The following is a 24,615-nucleotide window of genomic DNA, read 5'->3' on the forward strand; positions in this document are numbered from 1 at the left end:
TACGCTGGCGGCTATATAACTACAACCGTCGGGGGAAGACAACGCCGCACGGCTTTTCGCTCATACCTTCTTAAGCAAACCTTAATCTGCCGTTAATTTCACGTTAAGGGAGCAGCGCTTTGATTCGGGTAGGCTTCACAGCACAGTCATTACCGCAGAGTAAGCACAATGCATATCAGCAATGCTTCAAATTTAGCTATCACTGGCGGATTTATTCGCTTGTGCGCGATCTTATTTGTCGTGCTGTTCATGGTGCATTTTCACGCTGACGCGCAGGGTATAAATAGTCCAATAGCACATTCATCAACCTTGCAGCCCCAATTGCAGACGGTGGTTTCAGATGTCTGTAGTCGTTTCAAACCGCGAATAAAAAAACAATTGCGGCGCCTGGTGGCGCTATAAACCTCATTAAATATAAGGCAAATACGGTGAAAAATACCCTGGGTTATTCTGCGATGACGCTGCTGATGATATTTCCCTTGCAGGGATCTGCGCAGGAGGAAGAAAAAGCGTCGTTGACGCTTAGCGGGGGCATTGCGGTGGCGCCGTTATATCAAGGGGCGTCTATTTATAGCGCGGTACCGCTGTATGATCTTCAGGCAGGTTATGACAATCCGACATGGGGAGATTTTAGTCTGGGACTGGGTGGTGCCAGTTGGCAGTTGCCGTTGTCGGGACCATTCGGTATCGCCTTATTGGCGGGTTATGATGGTGGACGAGACGAAAACATTAAAACGTTGGGGGGGCGAAATAATCGGCTCAAAGGCATGGGGGATTTGGATGGCGCGTTTGAGGCGGGTATTGAACTGAGTTATAAATTCGAACCCTTCCGCACCTATATCAGGGGAATGCAGGCGACCAAGGCGCGTCAGTATGGCGATGAAGACTTGGGGCATACTGCCTATATCGATGTGGGGGTGGCAGCGTTGTACCCGCTAAGCGATGCGCTTAGTCTTTCAGCCGATCTGACGACCACGTGGGCCAACCAGGGTTATCAGCGTGGCTACTTCGGTGTCACCCAGCAGCAAGCGCAGCATAGCGCTTTTGATGCCTATCGCCCAGGAAGCGGCTTTAAGCAGGTGATGCTCAATACCGCGTTGAATTATCAATTGACGCGGGAAATCGCCTTCCAGGGCGGCGTCGGTATCTATACTCTGTTGGGTGATGCGGCGAACAGCCCGATCGTCGAGAAAGAGGCCGCTGGGGTGGCTTTCTTGAGCGCCAGCTACAGTTTCTGATTTCCCAACCAGAGAAGGAATAGCATGACGAAAGTTGCATTGGTCACCGGCGCCAGCCGGGGTATTGGCCGCGCCACAGCCCTGCTTTTGGCCCAGAAGGGCTATGCGGTGGGCGTTAACTATTTGAAAGATGAGGTCGCGGCACAGCAGGTTGTGACGGAGATTGAATCACAGGGTGGTCAGGCGCTGGCGCTGCGGGCGGATATTGCCGGTGAAAGCCAGGTGGTAGCGATGTTTACCGAACTGGACGCAACCCTTGGCCCGATCAGTGCGCTGGTCAACAACGCCGGCATTCTGTTTCAACAGACAAGCATTGAACACCTCACGGCAGAGCGAATTAACAAGGTGCTGAGCACCAACGTCACCGGCTATTTCCTTTGCTGCCGGGAGGCGGTGAAACGGATGGCGCATCGTCATGGTGGGCAGGGCGGCTCAATCGTCAACGTCTCTTCAGCCGCAGCCCGTTTAGGAGCACCCTGGGAGTATGTCGACTATGCCGCATCGAAGGGGGCGGTAGACACGTTAACCACCGGACTGGCGCTGGAAGTGGCGGCTCAGGGTATTCGTGTCAATTCTGTGCGACCAGGGTGCATTTACACCGAGATGCACGCCAGCGGCGGCGAGCCGGGACGTGTTGATCGGGTTAAGGGCAATCTGCCGATGCAGCGTGGCGGCACCCCGGAAGAGGTCGCGGAAGCCATTACTTGGTTGCTGTCTGATGCAGCTTCTTACGTCACCGGCAGCTTTATCGAAGCGTCCGGCGGCCGCTGAGGTTTCATAGTATTCTCAGTGAAGCGCACAAGCCGTTATGAGTGGCGTGCCGGGTGATGGAGCCACCCGGCTTGCTACGGTAGCCAGCGTGTTACTTCAGCCAGCCTTTACGTTGTGCGTCCTGCAAGTGTTGCAGCAGGTATTTCCACAACTCCGGTTGGACATCAGCGATGGTCGTGTTGCGCGCCAGTACTTGCTCAAGACTGATGCCGTTCTCGACCCAGCTTTGGCCGCCATTGTGCAGGTTCATCAGCATCGGCATCGTGCGGTCCAGCACCAGTGCAAAGCGCGCGTCGGCGCTTTCGCCATCTTCATATTCCTGCCATAAAGCGGTGAAATACTCGCGCTGAGTGTCTGGCAGCATACCGAAAAGCCGGCGCGCTGCAGCCACTTCTACATCATGGATTGCTGCACGTGCTGCCAGATCGTAGACCAGTACATCACCGGCGTCGATCTCAACGATGTCATGCAGCAGCGCCATCTGGATCACCCGCTGGATATCTACGCCTTCACCGGCATAGGGTGCCAGGCTCAGGGCGGCAATAGCAAAATGCCAGCTATGTTCGGCGGAGTTTTCCTGGCGTTGGGTGCCCAGCACTTTAGTGCGGCGTTGCACGCTTTTCAACTTGTCGATTTCCATCAGGAACTGGATGACCTGGGTCATGGAGCCGAAATCTAACGCGGGTACAGCGGATGACATGGTGTAAACCTCAAGGTAGATGGGTTGAAGCCGATCGATTGTAGACCAGTGGGAGAGGGATTTCGATGGTTACACGCGTACACAGTTTTATTTTGGCGTACACGTGTACACTGAAATTATTCTCAGTTAAGCTGCTTTGCGGTAATTTCGAACAATATTGGGCGTTTTGAGGGGTTGTGCATTATGGGAAAAACGGGCGTAGTGAAAGCCAGTACCGACAATGTTGCCGTTGCGGCCTATCCGTGGGCGGAAGAAATCGCCAACAGTATCAGCCACGGTATCGGATTGGTTTTCGGCATCGTCGGCTTGGTATTGCTGCTGGTACAGGCCGTTGATAGCGGCGCTGGCGCAACGGCCATCGCCAGTTACAGTCTCTATGGCGGCAGTATGATACTGCTGTTTCTTGCTTCCACGCTCTACCATGCAATCCCCCATCAAAAGGCCAAGCACTGGCTGAAAAAATTTGACCACTGTGCCATTTACCTTTTGATTGCCGGTACCTACACGCCGTTTCTGCTCGTGGGGCTGGATTCACCGCTCGCCAAGGGACTGATGGCAGTAATCTGGGGCTTGGCGTTACTGGGCGTGTTGTTCAAACTCGCGTTTGCACACCGTTTTGAAGCCTTATCGCTGGTGACTTATCTGACGATGGGGTGGTTGTCGCTGATTGTGATTTACCAACTGGCGACCCGTCTGGCTATTGGCGGTGTGACGTTGCTGGCGGTTGGTGGTGTGATTTATACCCTGGGGGTGATTTTCTATGCCTCTAAGCGTTTCCGCTTTGGCCATGCTATCTGGCATGGTTTCGTACTCGGTGGCAGCCTGTGTCACTTTATGGCGATTTATCTGTACGTCTGATTGCCGCCTGATGGGCGTTAATATCATGTTGATCAAGCGTTTCTTTTAGGTTAGAAAAGAAGCGCTTGTTTCTTTCGGGTATCCAGCAAGCCCATTTTTTTCATTCCTGAGCCCGCGAACTGCACCTTCGGTGCCTACGTTAATTTTTTCAGGACTCATCACTATGATCGTTCGTTTATCCAAAGCGTTGCTGGTGTGCGCGATGGCGCTATTCGCCACGTTGGTGGCATTTGGCAATATCACGGATTACGGCTCCAACTTCGCCTTTGTACGTCATGTATTTATGATGGACACTATTTTCCCTGATGCCACTATCACCTACCGTTCAATACAGACTCCATGGCTGCATCATGCCGGCTACATTGGCATCATTACGCTGGAAAGTCTGACTGCACTGTTGTGTTGGATGGGGGGGCTGCGTCTTCTGTGCGGCTTGAAACTGCCTGCGGTGGCCTTCAATAGAAAGAAAACATTGGCGGTGGCTGGTTTGACACTGGGTTTTCTGACCTGGCAGGTGGGTTTTATGTCGGTGGGCGGCGAGTGGTTCGGCATGTGGATGTCTAAGCAATGGAACGGGGTGCCTGATGCTTTCCGGTTCTTTGTCACCCTCATTTTGGTGTTGATCTATCTGGTGCAGCGGGACGGCGAACTGGACGAGTAAGGAATCAGGCAGCAGGCTAACGCCTGCTGCCTGGGCACTACTTCTCTTCCGCCAATGAGTATGGCAGTGGTTTGATAACCAGTTGGCTGGTGGCGTCGTCGCGCACCCGCAATGTGCTGTCGGCGTCCAGATCGTTGTTCAGGACAACCTGTACCCACAGTGTACCGTCGGTCAGTTTGGCTGCGCTCAGTACCGTGCCAGTACGACGCCAGTTCTCACCCAGTTTTAACTCCACGTCCTCAGCGGCCTCCGGCACTCGCCCGGCTTTGCCTTCTAACCAGTACAGCGCTCGCTTATTGGCGCCGCGGAACTTGGCACGTGCGACCATTTCCTGGCCGGTATAGCAGCCCTTGCTGAAGCTAATGCCTTCCAATGCCTGTAGATTGGTGGCCTGAGGAATTAGCTGCCCGCTGTTGGCGCTGTCAATGACCGGATAGCCGGCTTCAATATCCAGCGTTAGCCACTGTTGGCTGTCGTTCAATTCTGCTTGTTCGTGCAGTTTACTCACGAGCTGTTCAGCAATGGCAGCGGTAGTAACCAACAGAAAACGTTCTGCTGGCAGAGCGAAATGCAGCAGGGTAGTTTCCCCGTCTTGCACGACTTGATGTTCAGCATCCGGTAGGGTGCTGAAAACGTCCGCCAGCGCCGCGCGTGCCTGAAAACCGGCCACGCCTAGCAACACTGCTTCGCTGTCGGCGGCAATGGTGAGTTTGGAAAATACCGCGTATTTTTTGATTTCAGCCAATTGACTGTCCAGCACGCTGCGGCGTTCCAGATAGGCAAAGCCTTCACCGCGATGGAATAGACGCAGGTTGCTCCACATTTTGCCCTTGGCATCACAATGGCCACACAACACGTGCCGATCGGCGGGCAGCGCTTCGATATCGGCGGTCACCTGGCCTTGAAGGTATTTCACTGTGTCCGGCCCGTTCAACGTCACCAATGCCCAATCTTCCAGTGAGATCAGAGTCAGAGGTAGATGGGAGGAAGCGGAAGGCTGACGGGGTGGAAATGGAATTTTATACGCCATAATAAGTTCCTGCTTAACGTTTGGCTTAGAACCTATCCCAATAGGCTATTTTATTTGCCCTTTTACGCCAGGGCGGTGCTCGTAACCGTCATGTACTCTGTGTACGTCCGGCTCTTGCGCGCAGTCGGTGCCCAAACTGCCTACAACTATTATGCCTATTGGGACAGGTTCTCAGGTGTGTTGGCTCCATGGTAAAAGAGGCGGCGGGCTTTGCAAACTGTTATTCACGCTTGCCTCCCCGGCAGCGCTTTTTTTGACATTTAGCGCTTAATTGCGTTTTACGCAGAGAACCTTCTTCCCGGCGAGTATGTCAAATTGTTACTCTATAGGCTTGCGGCCAAGGGTAACCCTTGCAGACAGATCTTTGGCTGATGGAATTATATCGCGCCGGTGTTGCCATACAGTGTGTCAGTTGAACCCTGCGATGGCGTTGCCACGCTGAAAAGAGGTTAGTCATAACAACATGGATATTAATAACAAAGCACGTATCCACTGGGCTTGTCGCCGTGGTATGCGCGAACTGGACATCTCCATCATGCCGTTCTTCGAGTATGAATACGACCAGTTGAATGACACAGACAAAGCGCTGTTTATCCGCCTGCTGGAATCTGATGATCCCGATCTCTTCAATTGGCTGATGAATCATGGCGCTCCGCAGGACAGTGAACTGCAGAGAATGGTGACACTGATCCAGACGCGAAATAAAGACCGTGGCCCAGTGGCGATGTGACGTCCGTATTTCCTGGCGCACCCAGTTACTTTCGCTGCTGACACACGGCGTACTGATTCTACTGATTCTGATTTCTCCCTGGCCGGAGGGTTACGGCCCAATCTGGCTGGTCCTGCTAACGCTGGTGGTGTTTGAATGTATTCGTAGCCAGAAGCGCATTGCGTCGCGGCAGGGTGAGCTACAGCTGCTGCCGAATCAACGCTTGGGTTGGCACGGGCAGGAATGGCAACTGGTAAAACAGCCTTGGATGCCGCGTTATGGCATCTTGTTGACGTTGCAGCCGACGCAAGGGAAAAAACGTCGTCGGTTGTGGTTGGCTTCGGATTCTATGGGCAAAGCCGAATGGCGGCATTTGCGTCAGGCGCTGCTGTATCCGTCCGCCAGTGATGACGAGGAATCCTGATGAAGCCGACGCTCTGGCTGGTGGAAGATGAGCCCAGCATTGCCGACACGCTGATTTATACCCTGGAAAGCGAAGGCTTTCAGGTGCGCTGGTTCGAGCGCGGTGAGCCGGCATTGCAGGCGTTGGCGCAGGGGCCTCCAGCGCTGGCTATCCTCGATGTCGGCTTGCCAGATATCAACGGTTTTGAACTGTGCCGCCGGTTGCTATCGCAGTCGGCGGATTTACCCATCCTGTTTCTCACAGCCCGCAGCGATGAAGTTGATCGCCTGATTGGGTTAGAAATTGGTGCCGACGATTACGTTGCCAAACCCTTTTCACCACGAGAAGTCAGTGCCCGCGTGCGCACCATTCTACGCCGCTTGCAAAAACAACAGCGTCTGCAACAGCCCGCACTGTACAGCTTTGGTCCTTTTGGGATGGATGAACAGGCCGCGGCCATCTATTACCATCAGCAACCACTGCCGCTAACCCGCTACGAATTTTTGTTGTTGAAAACCTTACTGCTGGCACCTGGCCGGGTATTTTCACGTCAGCAGTTAATGGAAAGTGTCTGGGCTCAGGCGGAAGAAAGTCTGGATCGTACCGTCGACACTCATATCAAAACGCTGCGTGCCAAATTGCGCGCGGTTGATCCCGGTGAACCACCAATCCACACCCATCGTGGGTTGGGTTACAGCGTGAGCCGTCAGCCATGAGAATAGGTTTGCGTCTGCTGTTGGGATATTTCCTGATTGTGGCCGTCGCGGGCTATTTCGTGTTGAGCATTTTTGTACAGGAAGTGAAACCCGGTGTGCGGCGGGCAACCGAAGGCACATTGGTCGATACCGCCAATCTGCTGGCGCAGATCGCACGTTTGGACATGCAGCGTGCCGATGTGGCGCACGGGCAACTGGCGCAGGCGTTTGCCCAGCTTAATCAACGGCCTATTGGCGCCAATATTGCCGGTATCCGTAAGGATCGCAGCGAATACCATGTCTATCTTACGGATCAACAGGGCAAGGTCATTTTTGATTCCAGCGGGCAGGCGCTCGGGCAGGATTACTCACGCTGGAATGACGTCTATTTGACGTTGCGCGGTCAATACGGTGCGCGCAGTACGCGCAGTAATCCGCAAGATGAAAACAGTTCAGTTATGTACGTCGCCGCACCGGTGTTGGAGCAAGGCAAAATTATCGGTGTGCTCAGTGTTGGCAAACCAAACAGCACTATGGCACCGGTAATCAAGCGCAGCGAGCGGCGCATTCTATGGGCTGGTGCGCTGTTATTGGGCATTGCACTGCTGATTGGCCTGGGTTTTGTTTGGTGGATAAACCGTTCGATTGGGCGGTTGGTGCGTTACGCTGACGGCGTGACGCAGGGCGAAAGCACGCCGCTGCCGAAAATGGGCGGCCATGAACTAAAGCAATTAGCGCAATCGCTGGAAAGCATGCGCGTGAAGCTGGAAGGCAAGGCTTACATCGAACAGTATGTGCATACCCTAACCCATGAGCTGAAGAGCCCACTGGCGGCGATCCGTGGTGCAGCCGAGCTGCTTCAGGAATTGCCTCCGCCGGCCACGGCTCAGCGTTTTCTGACCAATATCGAACAGCAGAGTGCACGCATTCAACAACTGGTGGATAAACTGTTGGTGCAGGCGCGGCTGGAAAGTCGGCCCGGTTTGGAATTGGCACCTTTGGTGATGGCGGTGTTGGTACGTCAGGCCGTGGCAGGTAAAGAGGCGCAAGCAGCGCAGCGTGGCGTTTTGCTACAGATTGAGGCGGTTGAGGAGATTACCTTGACCGGCGATGGGTTGCTGATCAGCCAGGCGTTGACCAACTTGCTCGACAATGCATTGGATTTCACCCCTCCGGGCGGTGCCATCAGTGTGCGCGGCGAACGGCAGGACAACCACTATAGCATCACCATCAGTGACGACGGCACGGGCATTCCCGATTATGCACTGGACAAGGTGTTCGAACGTTTTTATTCACTGGCCCGGGCCGATAAGCCTAAAAGCAGCGGTCTGGGGTTGAGTTTCGTGCAGGAGGTCGCGCGGTTGCACCGTGGCGGCATTCGCTTGCTTAACCGTCAACCGCACGGTGTGGCGGCTATTTTCACTTTATCTCTCTGACTTCACCGTCCCTTCACATAACCACATCCTGTTTTCACCAGAGGCCTTTATCGTGGCGCAATAACCTACAAGGAGCGCGCGGCGATGATGAAATCGGTATTGTTTTGGAAGATAACCACTCTGCTGGGATTGATGATCTTAATGATCATTCCTGTGACACAGTTAATGAATGTGATTGAGGAGCGTAGCGGCTACCGCCAGAGCGTGGTGGGGCAGGTTAGCGAAAGCACCAGCCGGGCACAGCGCATCTTGGGGCCGCTGATTGTCATTCCTTATAGCGAACGGGAAGAGAAGACGGATGACAAGGGGCAGAAGGTGGTGCAAATGATTCGCCACCACCGTTATCTCCTGCCGGAGACTTTACAGGTCAGTGGCAAACCCAATGTCGACGTGCGTAAGTTGGGCATCTATCAGACTCAGGTGTATCAAGGGCCATTAAATTTTAAGGTGAAGTTTGGCCAGCCTGATCTGGCCGACTTGCAGCGCAGCAATGTGATTATTGGTCAGCCATTCTTACTGGTATCACTGAGCGATTCACGCGGCATCAAAAGTATCTCACCTCTTATCAGTGAACAGTCACAGACGACCTTTGAGCCGGGTACTCAGGTCAGTGTGCTGCATCAAGGGGTTCATGCGCCGCTGACGCTGCCCACACTGCAAAAAATGGGGCTGGATGCCGAATTTACCCTCACACTGGCGGGTACCAGCAGTTTGTCATTGGTACCGCTTGGCCGCAGCAGTGAATTGACATTGCAGAGCAATTGGCCGCATCCGAATTTCCTCGGCAACTTCCTGCCGGATGAGCGTAAAGTGACGGAGAGAGGCTTCAGCGCTCGTTGGCGCAGCACTTGGTTTGCCAACAATATCAACAGTGCTTTCCATTACGATGACGAAATCATCGGCGAAGAAAAACTGCCGACCTTTAGTACCAGCCTGATAGAACCGGTGGATCACTACCAACTGACCGAACGCGCAGTGAAATATGCAGTGTTGTTTATCGGCCTGACGTTTATGGCGTTCTTCTTATTCGAAACTTTGACCGGCCTGCGAGTACATCCCATCCAATATCTGCTGGTTGGTGCCGCGTTGGTACTTTTCTATCTGATCTTGTTGGCATTTTCCGAGCATTTCGGTTTCGGTATGGCCTATCTGTTGGCCAGTATCGCCTGCAGTGGATTGATTGCCTTTTACCTCAGTGCGGTGCTGCGCGGCAGGCTGCGAGGGGGGATATTTGCTGTCAGTTTGTTGATGTTGTACGGCGTGCTGTATCTGCTGCTGCAATCGGAAGATAACGCATTGGTACTCGGGGCTGGGTTGCTGTTCGCTATTTTGGCGGGAATCATGTTGCTGACGCGTAAATTAGACTGGTATCAGGTGGCTGATCCGGCACGGTTGAACGGTGAAACACCGGCTGATGAGGGAGAAGGCCGCTTCCGGTTGTGGAAATAACAGTGGAGTGGGCGCGGTTACCGCGCCCATTGGCATTACAACAGCGGTTCCATCTCCAATAGGATTTGTTCACACCATTGTTGCAGACGCTCTTCACTCATGTCGTATTGGTTCACATCATCCAGTGCCAGACCGACAAAGTGTTTGCCGTCAGCGCTAAGCGGTTTCGGGCTGGTAAATTCGAAACCGTCGATCGGCCAGAAACCAATAAACTGTACGCCGAGCGGGGCAATGTGATCGTGCAGCATACCGAGCGCATCGAGGAACCATTCGCCATAACCGAGTTGATCGCCCATGCCATACATGGCGACAATTTTCCCCTGCAAATCCAATGTGGTCAGTTGCGGCCAGATCGCTTCCCAATCTTCCTGCAATTCACCGAAGTCCCAGGTTGGCATGCCGAGGATCAGGATGGAATACTCTTCCATTAGCTTGGGGGAGACATCTTTCAGGTTGTGCAGATCGACCAGGTCTTCACCCAGAATCTCACGGATTTTTTCTGCCGCCATTTCTGTGTAGCAGGTGCTGGAGCCGTAAAACAGACCAATCTTCATGTGTAAACCGTTTATATAGCCGTAGGTAGAATTGCAGCGAGTATACCCGATTTGTATCGGCTTAAGGCATAATGCCTGTGGCATAAACGTAACAAAGAGAGGACCGCGTGCAACAGCAAGATCATGCATTGATTGAGCAATTCCTGGATGCGCTGTGGCTCGAACGCAATCTGGCAGAAAATACGCTGGCCTCTTATCGGCTGGATCTGCAGGCGCTGGTCGCCTGGCTGAACCAACAAAATATCCCTCTGCTACAGGCGCAGGCGTTGGATCTGCAGGCATTTCTCGCCGAGCGAGTAGAGGGGGGCTACAAGGCCACCAGTTCTGCGCGTTTGCTGAGCGCCATGCGCCGTTTGTTCCAATACCTGTACCGCGAAAACATGCGCAACGACGATCCCACTGCGCTACTCGCCTCGCCGAAGTTACCGCAACGGCTGCCGAAAGATCTGAGTGAAGCGCAGGTTGATGCGTTACTGCAGGCACCATGTGTTGATCAACCGCTGGAACTGCGTGACAAAGCGATGCTGGAAGTGCTGTATGCCACTGGCCTTCGTGTTTCTGAGTTGGTTGGGTTGACCATCAGTGATGTCAGTCTGCGCCAAGGCGTGGTGCGTGTGATTGGTAAAGGTAACAAGGAACGACTAGTCCCACTGGGCGAAGAGGCGGTGTACTGGATAGAAAATTACCTGGAACATGGGCGTCCGTGGATGGTTAACGGCCAGGCACTGGATGTTTTGTTCCCGAGCAACCGTTGTCAGCAAATGACTCGACAGACATTCTGGCATCGCATCAAACACTATGCGATCCTAGCGGGCATTGATAGCGAGAGACTGTCGCCGCACGTGTTGCGTCATGCGTTTGCCACCCATTTGCTGAACCATGGTGCCGATCTCCGTGTCGTACAGATGTTATTGGGGCATAGCGACCTCTCAACAACACAAATTTATACGCATGTAGCGACTGAAAGACTGAAACAGCTACATCAACAGCACCACCCGCGTGCCTGACACGCCGGGTTCAAAAGGATTGGAAGAATGAAGAAAGGTTTAATGCTGCTCTCCCTGCTGGTGGCGTCTGTGACTGGCGCGGCCCATGCTGACGATGCGGCAATCCAAAAAGCACTCGGCAGCCTGGGTATTCAGCAGGCAGACGTACAGCCTTCACCGGTCAATGGCCTGAAAACCGTGCTGACCGATAACGGCGTATTGTACGTGACAGAAGACGGCAAACACATTCTGCAAGGCCCGCTGTACGACGTTAGTGGCAAAGAGCCAGTGAACGTCACCAACCAGTTGCTGACCACCAAGCTGGAAGCGTTGAAAGATCAAATGATCGTTTACAAAGCGCCGAAGCAAAAACACGTGATCACCGTGTTTACCGACATCACTTGCGGCTACTGCCACAAGCTGCATCAACAGATTAAAGAGTATAACGATCTGGGTATCACCGTTCGTTATCTGGCCTTCCCGCGCCAGGGACTGAATTCCCAGGCTGAGAAAGACATGCAATCTATCTGGTGTACCGCTGACAAAGCCAAGGCCTTTGACTTGGCAATGAAAGGCGACGCAGTTTCACCTGCGACCTGTAAGACCGACATTAGCAAACACTATGCGCTTGGCGTGCAGTTCGGTATTCAGGGCACCCCCGCCATCATTCTGGAAAATGGCATGATGATCCCTGGCTATCAGGGGCCGAAAGAGATGGCCGCTATGCTGGACGCACATCAGACTGCAACCAAAACCGGTGGTTAATCGCCGGTGAGCATCAAAACACAACTACGCCGCCGTGCGGTGACGGACGATAGCCATTTGCCTGCCAGCCTGCACCCGCTGCTGCGCCGTTTATATGCGCTGCGCGGCGTTCAGGCCGAGCAGGAGTTGGAGCGCAGCGTGAAAGGTATGCTGCCCTGGCAGCAGTTGGATGGCATTGATGACGCTGTTGGCATTCTGCAGCAGGCGCTGGCTGATCATCGCCGCATCATGGTGGTAGGCGATTTCGATGCTGATGGTGCCACCAGTACCGCGCTGACAGTGCTGGCATTACGCAGTATGGGTGGCAGTGCGGTCGACTACCTGGTACCGAACCGTTTCGAAGATGGCTACGGCCTGAGCCCTGAAGTCGTGGAGCAGGCGGATGCACGTGGTGCGGAATTGATCTTGACCGTGGATAACGGCATCTCTTCTCATGCGGGCGTCGATGTGGCACACGCCAAGGGCATGCAGGTGCTGGTGACAGATCACCACCTGCCAGGGGAAACCCTGCCGGCGGCGGAAGCGATCGTCAACCCTAACCTACGTGGCTGCGCATTCCCGTCCAAGTCTTTGGCGGGGGTCGGTGTGGCTTTCTATTTGATGCTGGCACTGCGTGCACGGCTACGTGAAAGTGGCTGGTTTGAACAACGTGCACTGGCGATGCCGAATTTGGCTGAGCTGTTGGATCTGGTGGCGCTCGGTACGGTTGCTGACGTGGTACCGCTCGACGCAAACAACCGCATTTTGGTGTATCAGGGCCTGAACCGTATTCGCGCCGGCAAGTGTCGGCCTGGCATCCGGGCACTGTTGGAAGTGGCTAATCGCGACGCGCGTCAATTGGCGGCTAACGATCTCGGCTTTGCGCTGGGGCCGCGCCTCAATGCTGCCGGACGATTGGATGATATGTCGATCGGTGTAGCGTTATTGCTGAGCGATGACATTGCGCAGGCACGTATGCTGGCCAATGATCTTGATGCGCTCAATCTGACGCGACGTGAGATTGAACAGGGTATGCAGGTTGAAGCGCTGCAACTGTGTGACGAGCTTGAACGCAGCAGCACCACGTTGCCGTATGGGTTGGCAATGTATCACCCTGAGTGGCATCAGGGGGTCGTGGGTATTCTGGCGTCGCGTATTAAAGAACGTTTCCACCGACCGGTGATCGCATTTGCGCCTGCAGGCGATGGCATACTGAAAGGCTCCGGGCGTTCGATAGCCGGTTTGCACATGCGTGATGCGCTGGAACGGCTGGATACGCTGAATCCGGGATTGATGATGAAGTTTGGTGGCCATGCGATGGCCGCTGGCCTGTCGCTGGAAGAGGCAAAATTCGACGAGTTTCGCCAGCGCTTTGGCGAACTGGTGGGCGAATGGCTCGATCCGGCGATGCTGGAAGGGGTAATTTGGTCTGACGGCGAATTGGCGCAGCAGGAACTCTCATTGGAAACGGCTGAACTGTTGCGGGAAGGCGGGCCCTGGGGACAAGCATTCCCTGAGCCGACGTTTGACGGAACATTCCGTATTTTACAGCAGCGGCTGGTGGGTGAGAAACACCTGAAGCTGATGGTGGAACCGCTCGGTGGCGGCCCGCTGTTGGACGGCATCGCTTTCAATGTAGATACCACTCTGTGGCCCGACAGCAGCGTGCGTGAAGTGGAACTGGCATACAAACTGGACGTTAACGAGTTCCGCGGTAACCGCAACGTGCAGTTACTGATCCAACACCTCTGGCCACGTTAATATACGGCGGTCCTAATCCGGGGTTTGCTCTGCCAAACCCCGGCATGTTTTCTTCCCCCACAAAAACTAACCAACTCGCTATAAACTGACGGCTGGATCCGCTAGAATTACCGGTTCTAATGGCATTTCGCCATCGACGCCATCAACGAAAAAGAACGCTAAAAACATGTTTGAAATTAACCCGGTAAAAAACCGAATTCAGGACCTGTCCGCGCGGACTGCCGTTCTTAGGGGGTATCTTTGACTATGATGCCAAGAAAGAACGCCTAGAAGAAGTCAACGCAGAACTGGAACAGCCTGACGTTTGGAACGAACCTGAGCGCGCACAGGCGCTGGGTAAAGAGCGCGCTGCGCTCGAAGCCATCGTTGAAACCATTGACCAACTGGTACAGGGCGGCGAAGACGTCACTGGCCTATTGGAATTGGCGATTGAAGCCGACGATGAAGAAACCTTTAACGAAGCGGTCGTTGAGCTTGATCAACTGTCTGCCAAGCTGGAGCAATTAGAATTTCGTCGTATGTTCTCTGGTGAATACGACAGTGCTGATTGCTACCTGGATATCCAGGCCGGTTCCGGCGGTACAGAGGCACAGGACTGGGCGAGCATGTTGCTGCGCATGTACCTGCGCTGGGCCGAAGCCAAAGGCTTCAAGACCGAAGTCATTGAAGAGTCCGACGGCGATGTGGCTGGGCTGAAATCCGCCACCATCAAGATCATCGGCGACTACGCGTTTGGCTGGTTGCGTACTGAAACCGGCGTACATCGCCTGGTGCGCAAGAGCCCATTCGACTCCGGCGGTCGTCGTCATACTTCGTTCAGTTCGGTGTTTATCTACCCGGAAGTGGACGATGATATTGATATCGATATCAACCCGGCGGACCTGCGTATCGACGTTTACCGCGCCTCGGGTGCGGGTGGTCAGCACGTGAACAAAACTGAGTCGGCGGTGCGTATTACCCACTTACCGACCAACATCGTAGTGCAGTGCCAGAACGACCGTTCTCAGCATAAGAACAAGGATCAAGCGTTTAAACAGCTGCGAGCCAAGCTGTACGAGTTTGAGATGCAAAAGAAAAATGCTGATAAACAGATGATGGAAGACAACAAGTCCGATATCGGTTGGGGCAGCCAAATCCGCTCTTACGTGCTGGATGACTCCCGTATCAAGGATTTGCGCACTAACGTTGAAACGCGCAACACGCAGGCCGTATTAGATGGCGACCTGGATAAATTCATTGAGGCAAGTTTGAAAGCCGGGTTATAAGGAACAGAAATGTCTGAGCAACAACCACAAGGCGCCGATCAGGCGCTGGATCTCAATAACGAGTTGCAGTCACGCCGTGAGAAATTGGCCGCGCTGCGCGAGAACGGTATTGCGTTCCCGAATGATTTCCGTCGTGACACCACGTCCGACAAGCTGCACGCTGCATACGGCGATAAAGACAATGAAGAGCTGGAAGCGCTGGGTGTAGAAGTCACCGTTGCCGGCCGTATGATGACCCGCCGTATCATGGGTAAAGCGTCATTTGTTACGCTGCAGGACGTTGGCGGCCGTATTCAGCTGTACGTTGCGCGCGACGATCTGGCGGAAGGCGTTTATAACGAAGAATTCAAGAAGTGGGACCTGGGTGACATCCTGGGTGCACGCGGTAAGCTGTTCAAAACCAAGACCGGCGAATTGTCTATCCACTGTACCGAACTGCGTCTGCTGACCAAGGCTCTGCGCCCGTTGCCGGACAAGTTCCACGGTCTGGCGGATCAGGAAACCCGTTATCGTCAGCGCTACCTGGATTTGATCGCTAACGAAGAATCGCGCAAGACTTTTAAAGTGCGTTCTCAGATCATGGCGGCAATGCGTAACTTCATGGTAGAACGCGGCTTCATGGAAGTCGAAACACCAATGATGCAGGTGATTCCGGGTGGGGCTTCCGCGCGTCCATTCGTGACTCACCACAATGCGCTGGACATTGATATGTACCTGCGTATTGCCCCAGAGCTGTACCTGAAGCGTCTGGTCGTTGGTGGGTTCGAGCGTGTGTTCGAAATCAACCGTAACTTCCGTAACGAAGGCGTTTCTCCGCGTCATAACCCAGAGTTCACCATGATGGAACTCTATATGGCTTACGCGGATTACAAAGACCTGATTGAACTGACCGAGTCACTGTTCCGCACCCTGACCCAGAACGTACTGGGCAATACTCAGGTGCAGTACGGTGATGAAGTGTTCGATTTCGGCAAGCCGTTTGTGAAGCTGACCATGACCGAGGCGATCAAAAAGTATCGTCCTGAAACCGATCTGGCCGATCTGGCTGATATGGATAAAGCGGTTGCGATCGCTGAATCCATCGGTATCAAGATTGAGAAGAGCTGGGGTCTGGGCCGTGTAGTGACCGAGATCTTCGAAGAAGTGGCCGAAAGTCATCTGATTCAGCCGACCTTCATTACTGAATATCCGGCGGAAGTATCTCCACTGGCGCGCCGCAACGACGTTAACCCAGAGATCACTGACCGCTTCGAGTTCTTCATCGGTGGTCGCGAAATCGGTAACGGCTTCTCCGAGCTGAATGATGCAGAAGACCAGGCACAGCGCTTTGCTGACCAGGCTAATGCGAAAGACGCTGGCGATGACGAAGCGATGTTCTACGACGAAGACTACGTGACTGCACTGGAACACGGTCTGCCACCGACCGCAGGTCTGGGTATCGGTATCGACCGTATGGTCATGCTGTTCACCAACAGCCATACTATTCGTGATGTGATCCTGTTCCCGGCAATGCGCCCGCAGAAATAAGATCACATACCGAAGAAACTTCCAACCGCAGGAAGGCATAACCAACGCCCCTGTGGCTTGAAAGAGAAAGGGTATTCATATCAACCGGCACAGGTCACTGTGCCGGTTTTTTTTTGTCTGATGGGTCAGCAGAGAGGAAAGCGATAGCTAACTGCCTAAAACATCAGCAGTTACACGTTATCTCCGCTTGCCCAGCGGGGATAACCGGTTATAATGACAGCCGCACACCGATGCGGGTGTAGTTCAATGGTAGAACGGCAGCTTCCCAAGCTGCATACGAGGGTTCGATTCCCTTCACCCGCTCCAATCCAATCTGTTCCAAACCAAACCAAACCAAACCAAACCAAACCAAACCAAACTGTTCCTTAAGTACCTTTCGCTAACACATCACAAGTCACGACGTATTTGAACGTGTATATGCCGACAACAGCATTGTGGGAAAGACCGTCCGTCTTGCGGTTTGGTATTTTTTCGCCTTCATACTGCTATGAAGGCGTTTTTGGTTACTTGGATAGGTGCCGTTTGCCTGGCAGGGGGGGTTATTCCTGAAGACATTCCCGCTGATTGGGCACAGAGACCAGCACGATGGTGTTAGCGATGCTGGAAAACAGCAGCAGGATAATCAGCATATTCACTGCGCTTACACCGAGCATCCCCATTATCCAGATATAACCGGCAGAGAACGCGATCTGGCAAATGGCAAGCACGGAACTTGCCAAGCCGGCATTTTGCTTAAACGGGTTCAAGGCTTGGCTCATCAGTATCCCGAACCCCATAGCAAAACCAACACCTATCATAGCGAACCCTACGAGGTTTAAATACGCATTTAGGCCCAGCGTTTGTGTGAGTGCAAATATAATTGCGCAGGATAAAAATAGAATCTGTGATAACAGGAGAACCGTTTTTTGCCCAAGTTTTGACAGGAGGTAGGGCGTTAAAAATGAAGTAATCATGCTAAAACTAGCCAGTCCGGTCATCGATATTGAATACTGTCCCGTAGATAACCCCATTTGACTCATTAAGATGATTGGCGAGGTATTTACATAGGTCAATATTGCTGTGATAGACAAACAGGTAATGAATAAGCGGCTGATGAATAATGGTGAGAGTAAACTTTCATTGTCGCTTATTTCTCTATTTGGATGTGTCTCTTTATTATTATGGTACGTTTCATCAAGCCAGAATATGCAAACTAAGCATGAAATTCCTGCGAAGATAGCCATGCCGGTGAAGAGGCTTGGCCATTCAAACCTCATTAATAGTAAATAGCCAAGAACTGGCGCAATAACAGGAACGATGCAGGTAATACCATTAATCACTGATAACACTTTTGAGCGTTTATCGTCATCCAGAGTATCCCTCAGAATGGCAAAGGTAACAACATAGCAGAAGCCGGCGCCGACACCTTGCCAGAACCGCGCAAAAAGAAATTGCTCGGCAGAAACAGTCAATGCGGCACCATATGAAGCACAAACAAAAATTAATGCACCTAATAATGCGATGGGCTTCCGGCCAAATCGGTCAGAGACAAGTCCTGCGATAATCATGGTCGATGCCATGCCGGCCAAATAAATAGAAAAAGCAGTATGAAGGTCTACGGCAGTGGCATTTAAGTCTTTGGCAATATCGGGTAAGCCAACAAGATATAAGTCCACTCCCAAGGGATAAATGAGTACTAACATAAAGCAACATGCGAGGTATTTGAACATACGAGCTTCCTGCAGAGTTCAGATCATAAAAGATAAAAACACTTAACTAATAACAACCGACTGCTAAATATTATTACTTGTTGCACCTGAAATATTTTTCCTTTGGTATTTCATGCTCAATGACGATGAGCATGATTTGAATTTATAGATAAATCAAGGTTTTTTTAATTCATTGCCAATATATTTTTAATAAAAATAATATCAATTATTATAGTTTCAAATTAAAGGTGCTTTATATATACCTGCCGCATAGGCGGCTATAGGGCTTTTTGACGCCTGTATGGGCGTGTTTTTGTGTCATGTTCAATCCCACGGCTGAGGACATCGTCGGGACATCTGTTAAAATTAACTGATTGATGTGACATGCCCTGAGGTTTCAGCAGCGATGATGTTATAAGATCTGTGGGGTATTCTTTTATCTTGAAATTTAGTGTGATTGATGCGGATATTAACAATGAGCGAAATAGAATTAAGTAGTTTATTGCAGGGAGTTAAACAGATTGCGTTATCTTCCTTCGCTATCATAGAAGGCAGAAAAAATGAAGTGACGTTTTTTGAAAAAAAAGACTTAAGCATTGTTAGTGAAGCCGATATTGAAACTGAAAAATATATCAGGGATAGTTTACAGGCGCTGACGCCTGACATTCCTGTTTATGGCGAAGAGTTAGGTTGTGATATTGCTGATGATTGCCAATTATACTGGTTGATAGATCCCATTGATGGCACTACATGGTACAAATTAGGTATGCCAGTATACGGGTCCCTTATTGCTTTAATCCAAAACGGTGAGCCAATACTGGGTTCAATTGGTCTTCCAGCAATAAATACGTTGGTGTATGCAGGAAAGGACCTTGGCTGTTTTATACATTCTGGCAAAAATAATGGTAGGCAGCTGTTGAGTAAGCCTGTTCAAACAGCACCAATGTGTGTAGAGCAAGCGACCATAACCGCTTCAGGGATGCATGGTACCTCTACATGGATTGAAAATGGCGATACGCCATGGAGTCTTATTTCTGTTCTCGACAGAGCAAAGCTGTTTAAATTCTCTGCCGATTGTATTCAACACGTCTCAGTGTTAAATGGGGCGTCAGATGCGGCTATTGATACGATAATGAAACCTTGGGATAGCGCAGCTATCATTATCTGTGCCAGAGAGGCGGGGTTAACCGTTATGGATCTGAATGGCAATCAGCGTGGGATATTAAAAAGCGGTAATTTATTAACCGCCAAAAGCGAACATTTAGCCAAATCGCTGGTTAAATTATTAACGCCCTTATGATGAGCCACTCGGTTTATATTTGGTCAGCAGGTGCTGTGCAGTAAGTGCCCTGAGCCTTTATACGCATCCATCTCGTCGTAAAAGCCCCTGTTTCCAGGGGCTTGTGATGACAATACGTTGATTTTCTGGATTTAGGATATTCAGGTACTTATAACCCAGAAGTCTCTTTGTGTGCGATTCTCCGTTACCCTGCGCTAGCGAGCACTTCAAACAGCATGTCAATTTCTTGCTGAGTATTGTAATGCATCATCCCGACGCGCAGCACGCCGCCGCTGTCCTGCAGCCCCAACTGTTGAATTAAACCCAGAGCATAGAAGTGCCCGCTGCCGACGCAGATATTATGTTGGCCTAAGCGGCGAGCAACCTGTTCCGGGGCGTGTTCCTTGAAGGTTAACGCAAAGGTCGGCGTGCGGCGTTGGGTATCAGCGAAAGGTGAACCATAGAGTTGGATAGTGTCTATGTGTTGTAAGCGCTGCAAAAAATACCGGCACAAACTCTCTTCATGTTGGTGATAACCGGCAAAGCTTTCCTGTAAACGTTGCCTTAGTGGCGCGCCCGACGTGCCCCATTGTGCCAGGTAGTCAATGGCTGCCGTCACACCGGCGAGCCCTTCGAAGCTCTGTGTCCCCGTTTCAAAACGTCCAGGCCCGATGTCGGTAGCCGGCTCGACTTTATACGGTTGTAGGTGCTGCAACCACTGCGGTGCGATATAGGCCATGCCGATATGCGGGCCGAAGAATTTATAGGCGGAACAGACTAAAAAGTCACAGCCAAGCGCTTGCACATCGATCAGGTTATGCGGGGCGTAGTGCACTGCGTCGACATAAACCTGCGCGCCGACACGGTGGGCGGCTTCGGTGATGGTTTTAATGTCGGCGATGCTGCCGGTCACGTTGGACGCATAGCTGACCGCAACCAGCCTAGTCTTGGCGGTGATGCGTTCACACAGCCGGGCAGCGTTCAACGAACAATCCGCGCTCTCCAGCGGTATTTGATGCACGATGACCTGTTTGTCAGCGGCAGCCTGCTGCCAGCTAGAGACGTTGGCGTAGTGATCTAACGCAGTGACGATAATTTCATCACCGGCTTGCCAATTACGGCTAATGATGCGGCTGAGGTGAAACGTCAGCGAGGTCATGTTCATGCCAAAAACGATATTGTCAGGCGAGGGCGCATTTAAAAAAGCGCGTACTGATTCTCGCGCCTGGTTCATCACCTCGGTTGTCTTATGGCTGGAGAAATAGTGCCCGCCCAGATTGGCGTTATATTTCCCCAGATAATCCGTCATTTTTTCCAGCACGGTTTGCGAAACCTGGGAACCTCCCGGCCCATCGAAAAAGATCACGGGCTTATCATTATGACGCTGGGATAGCGCACTAAACTGGGCTCGGGCGAGTTCGGGCGTAAAGGTCATGCTTTTTCTCCCCGCGCTGTCAGGACAAAGAGATCAAGATATCCGTCTTCGTCCGGGACAATAGCGCTGATCGGCGTAGCGTTATGCCATAGTTTGCTGTCCGCCAGTAAAACGGCTTCGCCATCTGCCAGGACTTTTTTGAAGAACGGGGGCTGGTGACTATCGGCGTATAGCATGATTTCGCCGCCGACAATATTCTGCCTGTGGATAGCAATCATCGCGATATGATCAAAACCATCCTGATGAATACCTTCCGGTGCCACCTGCGTTTCCTTATGAATGGCAACAACACGCATCTGATGAATTTCAATCTCGGCACCTTCTGGTAGATCGTTGCTCTCTGCGAACAGATTGCACATTTCCTCCATCCCGGCGCTTTGCAGCACGGCACTGTCAATCGGCTCGAAGTGGCGTACAACGTTACCCTGGAAATGGTTGATCTCATCAGACTGAACGAAATTGCGTGGCCCAATCTCGCTCACCTGGCCATTGGCATGCTTGACTACGGAGTAGCGCCGTAAGCGGTACTTGCCGTCCGCGTGTGTTGTGTGGGGCAATGTGGAAAACGAAGGCATTAATTGTCGGGTGGCTTGATGGCTAAGCATAGTCATACTTATTACGTTTTCGTGTTTCTGCAACATAATCACCTCTAATATGAATCAATCTTGTTTTTGTAGGGAGGTATTTCGATTGAATTGTAGTCGACACTATAGCTAGCGCAATTTTTAGTCGGTGCTGATCGTGGCCGTACTGTTGCAGCTGTAAACAGCGGTGAACACAAGATGGGTATAATCAGGGAAGAGTGGGGGCAGAGTGGCTTGCTCAGCTTCACAAAATGATAAATTTGAGACGGTCATATGATTGAGATACGCGAGATAGATCGTGAAAATGTTTTTGATGTCTGTGAGCTGACGTCGAATAAAGATGGTGTCGGTACGCTATTTGAGGCGTTTATTTGCTGCAATGCGATTTCCATTTCTGAGGCGGCTTATTTTCCTGAATGCCACCCCAGAGCGTTATACCGTGACGGGGAGTTAATCGGTTTTTTTCTGTACAAGCGCTGGGAGCACCAACTGGCCGAGGTTGAGATCTGTCGCTATATGCTCGACCACAAATTTATCGGTCAGGGGCTGGGGCGCGCTTCCTTCGAGGCAATGCTGAGCTACTTCAGAAAGAGTGGCGTAAAGCAGATAACGCTGATGATTGATGAGCACAACCGGGTCGCGAAAAAGATGTATCTCACTTTCGGGTTCACCTTTACCGGCAAAATAGACAAAGATGAACATTACTACAGCCTAAGCATCTAGCGCTCTGCCATCAGGTGTCCTCAAACCGCTCGTACGAGCCGCGGATGACGTCCGCAGTATCAATCAACCAAGTTAGTACCTACTGCCGGCGATACCGGCAGTGATACCAACGTTGCTCTCATAAGGTAGGGAATCGCGGTGTTATCCATCGGTTGAGCGACTGACATCTTCCCAGGCATCGATATCGGTATTCATCTGATGCAGTTTTTCTCTGACATACATAACGGCGTCGCTGCCAAGCAGTAATGATGCCGGTGGCGCAGGGCTATCGAGGAGTTGCAGAATGACTCTGGCGGCCTTAACCGGATTACCAGGTTGATAGCCACTGCGTTTCTCACGTGTCTCACGAATCGGCGCAAAACTCTGATCGTAATCACTGATGCTGCGTGGCGAGCGAACCATTGAACGCCCGGCCCAGTCCGTCCGGAAAGAGCCCGGTTGAATAGCGGTGACTGCAATATTAAAGGGTTTAAGCTCTTTGGTCAGGGTTTCGGATATACCTTGCAAGGCGAATTTACTGCCACAATAGTAGCTGATCCCCGGTAAGGTAATGAATCCACCCATTGAGGTGATATTGAGAATATGGCCGGCGCGACGTGCGCGGAAATAGGGCAGGAAAGCCTTAATGACGGCCACTGCACCAAACACGTTGACTTCAAATTGGTGGATGGCGTCACTCATGGGGGATTCTTCCATAATCCCTTCATGACCATAACCGGCATTATTTACCAGCACGTCAATGGCGCCAATCTCTTGTTCTACGGCATCAACCAGCGGCCCAACTGCGGTAAAATTTGTGACATCAAGAATACGACCGAAACAACGGCCTGGTGCCAAAGCGTCGAATTCATCCTTGTCTTGCTGATTGCGCAGTGTTCCCACCACGCGGTGACCCGCTTTCAGTGCTTCTTCTGCCAGCGCACGGCCAAATCCGCTGCTGACACCGGTGATAAAAAATAATTTTGATGTGTGCATGACATTATCCTCAGTAGGGGGGATAAGCAGCATAGGGCGGGCAGGACAAAATCCGTAGACATGATCCTCTGTGATGTTTGCCTATTCCTCTGAGCGCTCTGGACGGTCCCGACACTGAGTGTCACACTTAAATCACCCTCTGCATCTCTTTATAGGTGTGTATGACAATCTCTTCTTCTGTCGTTACCGACCAGATGGTCGAGCTCTTGGATAGGCTGACACCGCATGAAGGCTATAATCTCACGGCGTTGGCTGACGTGCGTTTTTTGCGTTCCAATCGTCCGTTGATGCGCACGCCAGTATTATATGAGCCGGGGATCGTCATTGTCGTGCAGGGAAGAAAGCGCGGTTTTTTGGGAAATGATGTCTATTTATATGATGCGCAACATTATCTGATGGTCTCAATTCCGGTGCCGTTTACGATGGAAACGGATGCCAGCGCTTTAGAGCCTATGCTGGCAATTTATATGCGATTGGACTTCACTGTCGCAGCTGATCTGCTGTTGCACCTTGCCGATCGTGGGCAGAGTGCCAGTGTACCGCCACGCAGTATGGTGTCGAGTCCGATGGATGATGCCATGAGCCATTCAGTTTTACGTTTCTTGCAGATAATGGCTTCACCGCTGGATGCGGAAATATTAGGGCAGGCAATGGTGCGGGAAATCTATTACCGTGTTCTGACGGGCGTACAGGGACAGACGCTACGCAGTGCACTGACCTTGCAGGGGCAATTTGGGAAAGTGGCAAAAGCGTTGCGCAAGTTGCATGCGGAGTATGACTCGTATCTGGATGTGAATGCATTGGCGAAAGAGGCGGGCATGAGCCTGGCCACGTTTCATAGTCACTTTAAAACCATTACGGAAACGTCGCCCATGCAGTACCTTAAATCCACGCGACTGCATCAGGCCAGATTGCTGATGCTGCGCAATAACCTCACCGCTTCAGCGGCAAGTGCACGGGTTGGGTATGAAAGTGTTTCGCAATTCAGTCGTGAATTTAAACGTTTGTTCGGGCTAACGCCGATCAGTGAAGTGGCGCGAATGAAACAGAATTTTTCATTGCCTGCGCCGGTTACGCCTTCTGATTTTATTTCTTCCCACTGATCAGCTTCTGAGTATCCGCCATGCTTATTTTCGCTAACATC

General features: G+C 51.9%; 24 protein-coding genes and 1 tRNA gene. 18 read left to right on the forward strand and 7 right to left on the reverse strand.

What is annotated here, in order from left to right:
- The first annotated feature begins 428 nt into the window (after positions 1 to 428).
- Complete coding sequence (locus SGR01S_RS20220; RefSeq protein WP_061808414.1) at positions 429 to 1,238, forward strand: MipA/OmpV family protein; 810 nt, start codon at positions 429 to 431, stop codon at positions 1,236 to 1,238.
- Positions 1,239 to 1,262: 24 nt separating this feature from the next.
- A complete protein-coding gene (locus tag SGR01S_RS20225) occupies positions 1,263 to 2,009 on the forward strand; it encodes an SDR family oxidoreductase (protein ID WP_061808415.1) in 747 nt (248 codons plus the stop codon).
- Between the two features lie 91 nt (positions 2,010 to 2,100).
- Here SGR01S_RS20225 and SGR01S_RS20230 read toward each other — a convergent pair whose 3' ends face one another.
- On the reverse strand, positions 2,101 to 2,709 hold the full coding sequence (locus tag SGR01S_RS20230; protein ID WP_037418270.1) for an HD domain-containing protein: 609 nt from the start codon (positions 2,707 to 2,709) through the stop codon (positions 2,101 to 2,103).
- 183 nt (positions 2,710 to 2,892) lie between these two features.
- On the opposite strand from SGR01S_RS20230, the gene trhA reads away from it, so the two are divergent.
- Complete coding sequence (trhA, locus tag SGR01S_RS20235; protein ID WP_061808416.1) at positions 2,893 to 3,567, forward strand: PAQR family membrane homeostasis protein TrhA; 675 nt, start codon at positions 2,893 to 2,895, stop codon at positions 3,565 to 3,567.
- 163 nt (positions 3,568 to 3,730) lie between these two features.
- Complete coding sequence (locus tag SGR01S_RS20240; protein WP_037418276.1) at positions 3,731 to 4,228, forward strand: DUF2165 family protein; 498 nt, start codon at positions 3,731 to 3,733, stop codon at positions 4,226 to 4,228.
- A gap of 37 nt (positions 4,229 to 4,265) precedes the next feature.
- Here the strand turns inward: SGR01S_RS20240 and ygfZ are convergent, their stop codons facing one another.
- Positions 4,266 to 5,258, reverse strand: coding sequence for a tRNA-modifying protein YgfZ (gene ygfZ, locus SGR01S_RS20245; protein ID WP_061808417.1), 993 nt, complete (start codon positions 5,256 to 5,258; stop codon positions 4,266 to 4,268).
- A 463-nt stretch (positions 5,259 to 5,721) separates the two neighbouring features.
- Here ygfZ and sdhE point away from each other — a divergent pair, with 463 nt between their 5' ends.
- The 5 genes from sdhE (at position 5,722) to creD (ending at position 9,950) form a co-directional block, all read left to right on the forward strand.
- Positions 5,722 to 5,988 (forward strand): FAD assembly factor SdhE, encoded by a 267-nt coding sequence (gene sdhE, locus SGR01S_RS20250; RefSeq protein WP_037418284.1) that lies wholly within the window; start codon positions 5,722 to 5,724, stop codon positions 5,986 to 5,988.
- Positions 5,969 to 6,391 carry a protein YgfX gene (locus tag SGR01S_RS20255; protein WP_037418286.1) on the forward strand — a complete coding sequence of 141 codons (423 nt, stop codon included), beginning with the start codon at positions 5,969 to 5,971 and terminating at the stop codon, positions 6,389 to 6,391. Before sdhE ends, SGR01S_RS20255 begins: the two co-directional genes overlap by 20 nt.
- Entirely contained in the window at positions 6,391 to 7,086 is a 696-nt protein-coding gene (gene creB / locus SGR01S_RS20260) for a two-component system response regulator CreB (RefSeq protein WP_037418288.1), read from the forward strand. Before SGR01S_RS20255 ends, creB begins: the two co-directional genes overlap by 1 nt.
- Positions 7,083 to 8,501 carry a two-component system sensor histidine kinase CreC gene (creC, locus tag SGR01S_RS20265; RefSeq protein WP_061808418.1) on the forward strand — a complete coding sequence of 473 codons (1,419 nt, stop codon included), beginning with the start codon at positions 7,083 to 7,085 and terminating at the stop codon, positions 8,499 to 8,501. The genes creB and creC overlap by 4 nt, the downstream gene beginning before the upstream one ends.
- Positions 8,502 to 8,585: 84 nt before the next feature.
- Positions 8,586 to 9,950, forward strand: coding sequence for a cell envelope integrity protein CreD (gene creD, locus SGR01S_RS20270; protein ID WP_037418294.1), 1,365 nt, complete (start codon positions 8,586 to 8,588; stop codon positions 9,948 to 9,950).
- A 35-nt stretch (positions 9,951 to 9,985) separates the two neighbouring features.
- Here creD and fldB read toward each other — a convergent pair whose 3' ends face one another.
- The gene (fldB, locus tag SGR01S_RS20275) at positions 9,986 to 10,504 is read right to left on the reverse strand and encodes a flavodoxin FldB (RefSeq protein WP_017893855.1); all 519 of its coding nucleotides are present in this window, start codon (positions 10,502 to 10,504) and stop codon (positions 9,986 to 9,988) included.
- 107 nt (positions 10,505 to 10,611) lie between these two features.
- Here fldB and xerD point away from each other — a divergent pair, with 107 nt between their 5' ends.
- The 6 genes from xerD (at position 10,612) to SGR01S_RS20305 (ending at position 17,093) form a co-directional block, all read left to right on the forward strand.
- Complete coding sequence (gene xerD, locus SGR01S_RS20280; protein ID WP_037418297.1) at positions 10,612 to 11,511, forward strand: site-specific tyrosine recombinase XerD; 900 nt, start codon at positions 10,612 to 10,614, stop codon at positions 11,509 to 11,511.
- A gap of 27 nt (positions 11,512 to 11,538) precedes the next feature.
- A complete protein-coding gene (gene dsbC, locus SGR01S_RS20285) occupies positions 11,539 to 12,255 on the forward strand; it encodes a bifunctional protein-disulfide isomerase/oxidoreductase DsbC (RefSeq protein WP_037418300.1) in 717 nt (238 codons plus the stop codon).
- A 6-nt stretch (positions 12,256 to 12,261) separates the two neighbouring features.
- Positions 12,262 to 13,995 (forward strand): single-stranded-DNA-specific exonuclease RecJ, encoded by a 1,734-nt coding sequence (gene recJ, locus SGR01S_RS20290; RefSeq protein WP_061808419.1) that lies wholly within the window; start codon positions 12,262 to 12,264, stop codon positions 13,993 to 13,995.
- A 166-nt stretch (positions 13,996 to 14,161) separates the two neighbouring features.
- Positions 14,162 to 15,260 (forward strand): peptide chain release factor 2 gene (prfB, locus tag SGR01S_RS20295; protein WP_115185178.1). Its coding sequence is split into 2 segments (ribosomal slippage): positions 14,162 to 14,236 and positions 14,238 to 15,260, totalling 1,098 coding nucleotides; the frame shifts between segments, so codons are not numbered across the junction.
- 9 nt (positions 15,261 to 15,269) lie between these two features.
- Positions 15,270 to 16,787, forward strand: coding sequence for a lysine--tRNA ligase (gene lysS, locus SGR01S_RS20300; RefSeq protein ID WP_061808420.1), 1,518 nt, complete (start codon positions 15,270 to 15,272; stop codon positions 16,785 to 16,787).
- Between the two features lie 232 nt (positions 16,788 to 17,019).
- Positions 17,020 to 17,093, forward strand: a tRNA-Gly gene (locus SGR01S_RS20305).
- A 233-nt stretch (positions 17,094 to 17,326) separates the two neighbouring features.
- Here the strand turns inward: SGR01S_RS20305 and SGR01S_RS20310 are convergent.
- A complete protein-coding gene (locus SGR01S_RS20310; protein ID WP_061808421.1) occupies positions 17,327 to 18,496 on the reverse strand; it encodes an MFS transporter in 1,170 nt (389 codons plus the stop codon).
- A gap of 454 nt (positions 18,497 to 18,950) precedes the next feature.
- Between SGR01S_RS20310 and SGR01S_RS20315 the strand changes: the two genes are divergently transcribed.
- Entirely contained in the window at positions 18,951 to 19,775 is an 825-nt protein-coding gene (locus tag SGR01S_RS20315; RefSeq protein ID WP_061808422.1) for an inositol monophosphatase family protein, read from the forward strand.
- Positions 19,776 to 19,959: 184 nt separating this feature from the next.
- Here SGR01S_RS20315 and SGR01S_RS20320 read toward each other — a convergent pair whose 3' ends face one another.
- Both SGR01S_RS20320 and SGR01S_RS20325 read right to left on the reverse strand, forming a co-directional pair.
- A complete protein-coding gene (locus SGR01S_RS20320) occupies positions 19,960 to 21,189 on the reverse strand; it encodes a cysteine desulfurase-like protein (protein WP_037418320.1) in 1,230 nt (409 codons plus the stop codon).
- On the reverse strand, positions 21,186 to 21,764 hold the full coding sequence (locus tag SGR01S_RS20325; RefSeq protein WP_115185226.1) for a 2OG-Fe dioxygenase family protein: 579 nt from the start codon (positions 21,762 to 21,764) through the stop codon (positions 21,186 to 21,188). Before SGR01S_RS20325 ends, SGR01S_RS20320 begins: the two co-directional genes overlap by 4 nt.
- Before the next feature lie 282 nt (positions 21,765 to 22,046).
- Between SGR01S_RS20325 and SGR01S_RS20330 the strand changes: the two genes are divergently transcribed.
- Positions 22,047 to 22,496: a GNAT family N-acetyltransferase gene (locus tag SGR01S_RS20330; protein WP_061808424.1), complete on the forward strand. Its 450-nt coding sequence runs from the start codon at positions 22,047 to 22,049 to the stop codon at positions 22,494 to 22,496.
- A 141-nt stretch (positions 22,497 to 22,637) separates the two neighbouring features.
- Here the strand turns inward: SGR01S_RS20330 and SGR01S_RS20335 are convergent, their stop codons facing one another.
- Complete coding sequence (locus SGR01S_RS20335; RefSeq protein WP_061808425.1) at positions 22,638 to 23,471, reverse strand: oxidoreductase; 834 nt, start codon at positions 23,469 to 23,471, stop codon at positions 22,638 to 22,640.
- A gap of 161 nt (positions 23,472 to 23,632) precedes the next feature.
- Between SGR01S_RS20335 and SGR01S_RS20340 the strand changes: the two genes are divergently transcribed.
- Positions 23,633 to 24,574, forward strand: coding sequence for an AraC family transcriptional regulator (locus tag SGR01S_RS20340; protein ID WP_061808426.1), 942 nt, complete (start codon positions 23,633 to 23,635; stop codon positions 24,572 to 24,574).
- Positions 24,575 to 24,615: the final 41 nt, after the last annotated feature.

Source organism: Serratia grimesii NBRC 13537, assembly GCF_001590905.1.
Classification (GTDB): domain Bacteria; phylum Pseudomonadota; class Gammaproteobacteria; order Enterobacterales; family Enterobacteriaceae; genus Serratia; species Serratia grimesii.

Coding starts and splice junctions, on each gene's coding strand:
- fldB (WP_017893855.1), bottom strand. CDS start 10,504: ATGAAGATTGGTCTGTTTTACGGCTCCAGCACCTGCTACACAGAAATG.
- dsbC (WP_037418300.1), top strand. CDS start 11,539: ATGAAGAAAGGTTTAATGCTGCTCTCCCTGCTGGTGGCGTCTGTGACT.
- SGR01S_RS20225 (WP_061808415.1), top strand. CDS start 1,263: ATGACGAAAGTTGCATTGGTCACCGGCGCCAGCCGGGGTATTGGCCGC.
- creB (WP_037418288.1), top strand. CDS start 6,391: ATGAAGCCGACGCTCTGGCTGGTGGAAGATGAGCCCAGCATTGCCGAC.
- SGR01S_RS20320 (WP_037418320.1), bottom strand. CDS start 21,189: ATGACCTTTACGCCCGAACTCGCCCGAGCCCAGTTTAGTGCGCTATCC.
- ygfZ (WP_061808417.1), bottom strand. CDS start 5,258: ATGGCGTATAAAATTCCATTTCCACCCCGTCAGCCTTCCGCTTCCTCC.
- SGR01S_RS20330 (WP_061808424.1), top strand. CDS start 22,047: ATGATTGAGATACGCGAGATAGATCGTGAAAATGTTTTTGATGTCTGT.
- sdhE (WP_037418284.1), top strand. CDS start 5,722: ATGGATATTAATAACAAAGCACGTATCCACTGGGCTTGTCGCCGTGGT.
- SGR01S_RS20310 (WP_061808421.1), bottom strand. CDS start 18,496: ATGTTCAAATACCTCGCATGTTGCTTTATGTTAGTACTCATTTATCCC.
- trhA (WP_061808416.1), top strand. CDS start 2,893: ATGGGAAAAACGGGCGTAGTGAAAGCCAGTACCGACAATGTTGCCGTT.
- creD (WP_037418294.1), top strand. CDS start 8,586: ATGATGAAATCGGTATTGTTTTGGAAGATAACCACTCTGCTGGGATTG.
- SGR01S_RS20340 (WP_061808426.1), top strand. CDS start 23,633: ATGACAATCTCTTCTTCTGTCGTTACCGACCAGATGGTCGAGCTCTTG.
- SGR01S_RS20240 (WP_037418276.1), top strand. CDS start 3,731: ATGATCGTTCGTTTATCCAAAGCGTTGCTGGTGTGCGCGATGGCGCTA.
- lysS (WP_061808420.1), top strand. CDS start 15,270: ATGTCTGAGCAACAACCACAAGGCGCCGATCAGGCGCTGGATCTCAAT.
- SGR01S_RS20315 (WP_061808422.1), top strand. CDS start 18,951: ATGAGCGAAATAGAATTAAGTAGTTTATTGCAGGGAGTTAAACAGATT.
- SGR01S_RS20335 (WP_061808425.1), bottom strand. CDS start 23,471: ATGCACACATCAAAATTATTTTTTATCACCGGTGTCAGCAGCGGATTT.
- SGR01S_RS20325 (WP_115185226.1), bottom strand. CDS start 21,764: ATGCCTTCGTTTTCCACATTGCCCCACACAACACACGCGGACGGCAAG.
- creC (WP_061808418.1), top strand. CDS start 7,083: ATGAGAATAGGTTTGCGTCTGCTGTTGGGATATTTCCTGATTGTGGCC.
- SGR01S_RS20230 (WP_037418270.1), bottom strand. CDS start 2,709: ATGTCATCCGCTGTACCCGCGTTAGATTTCGGCTCCATGACCCAGGTC.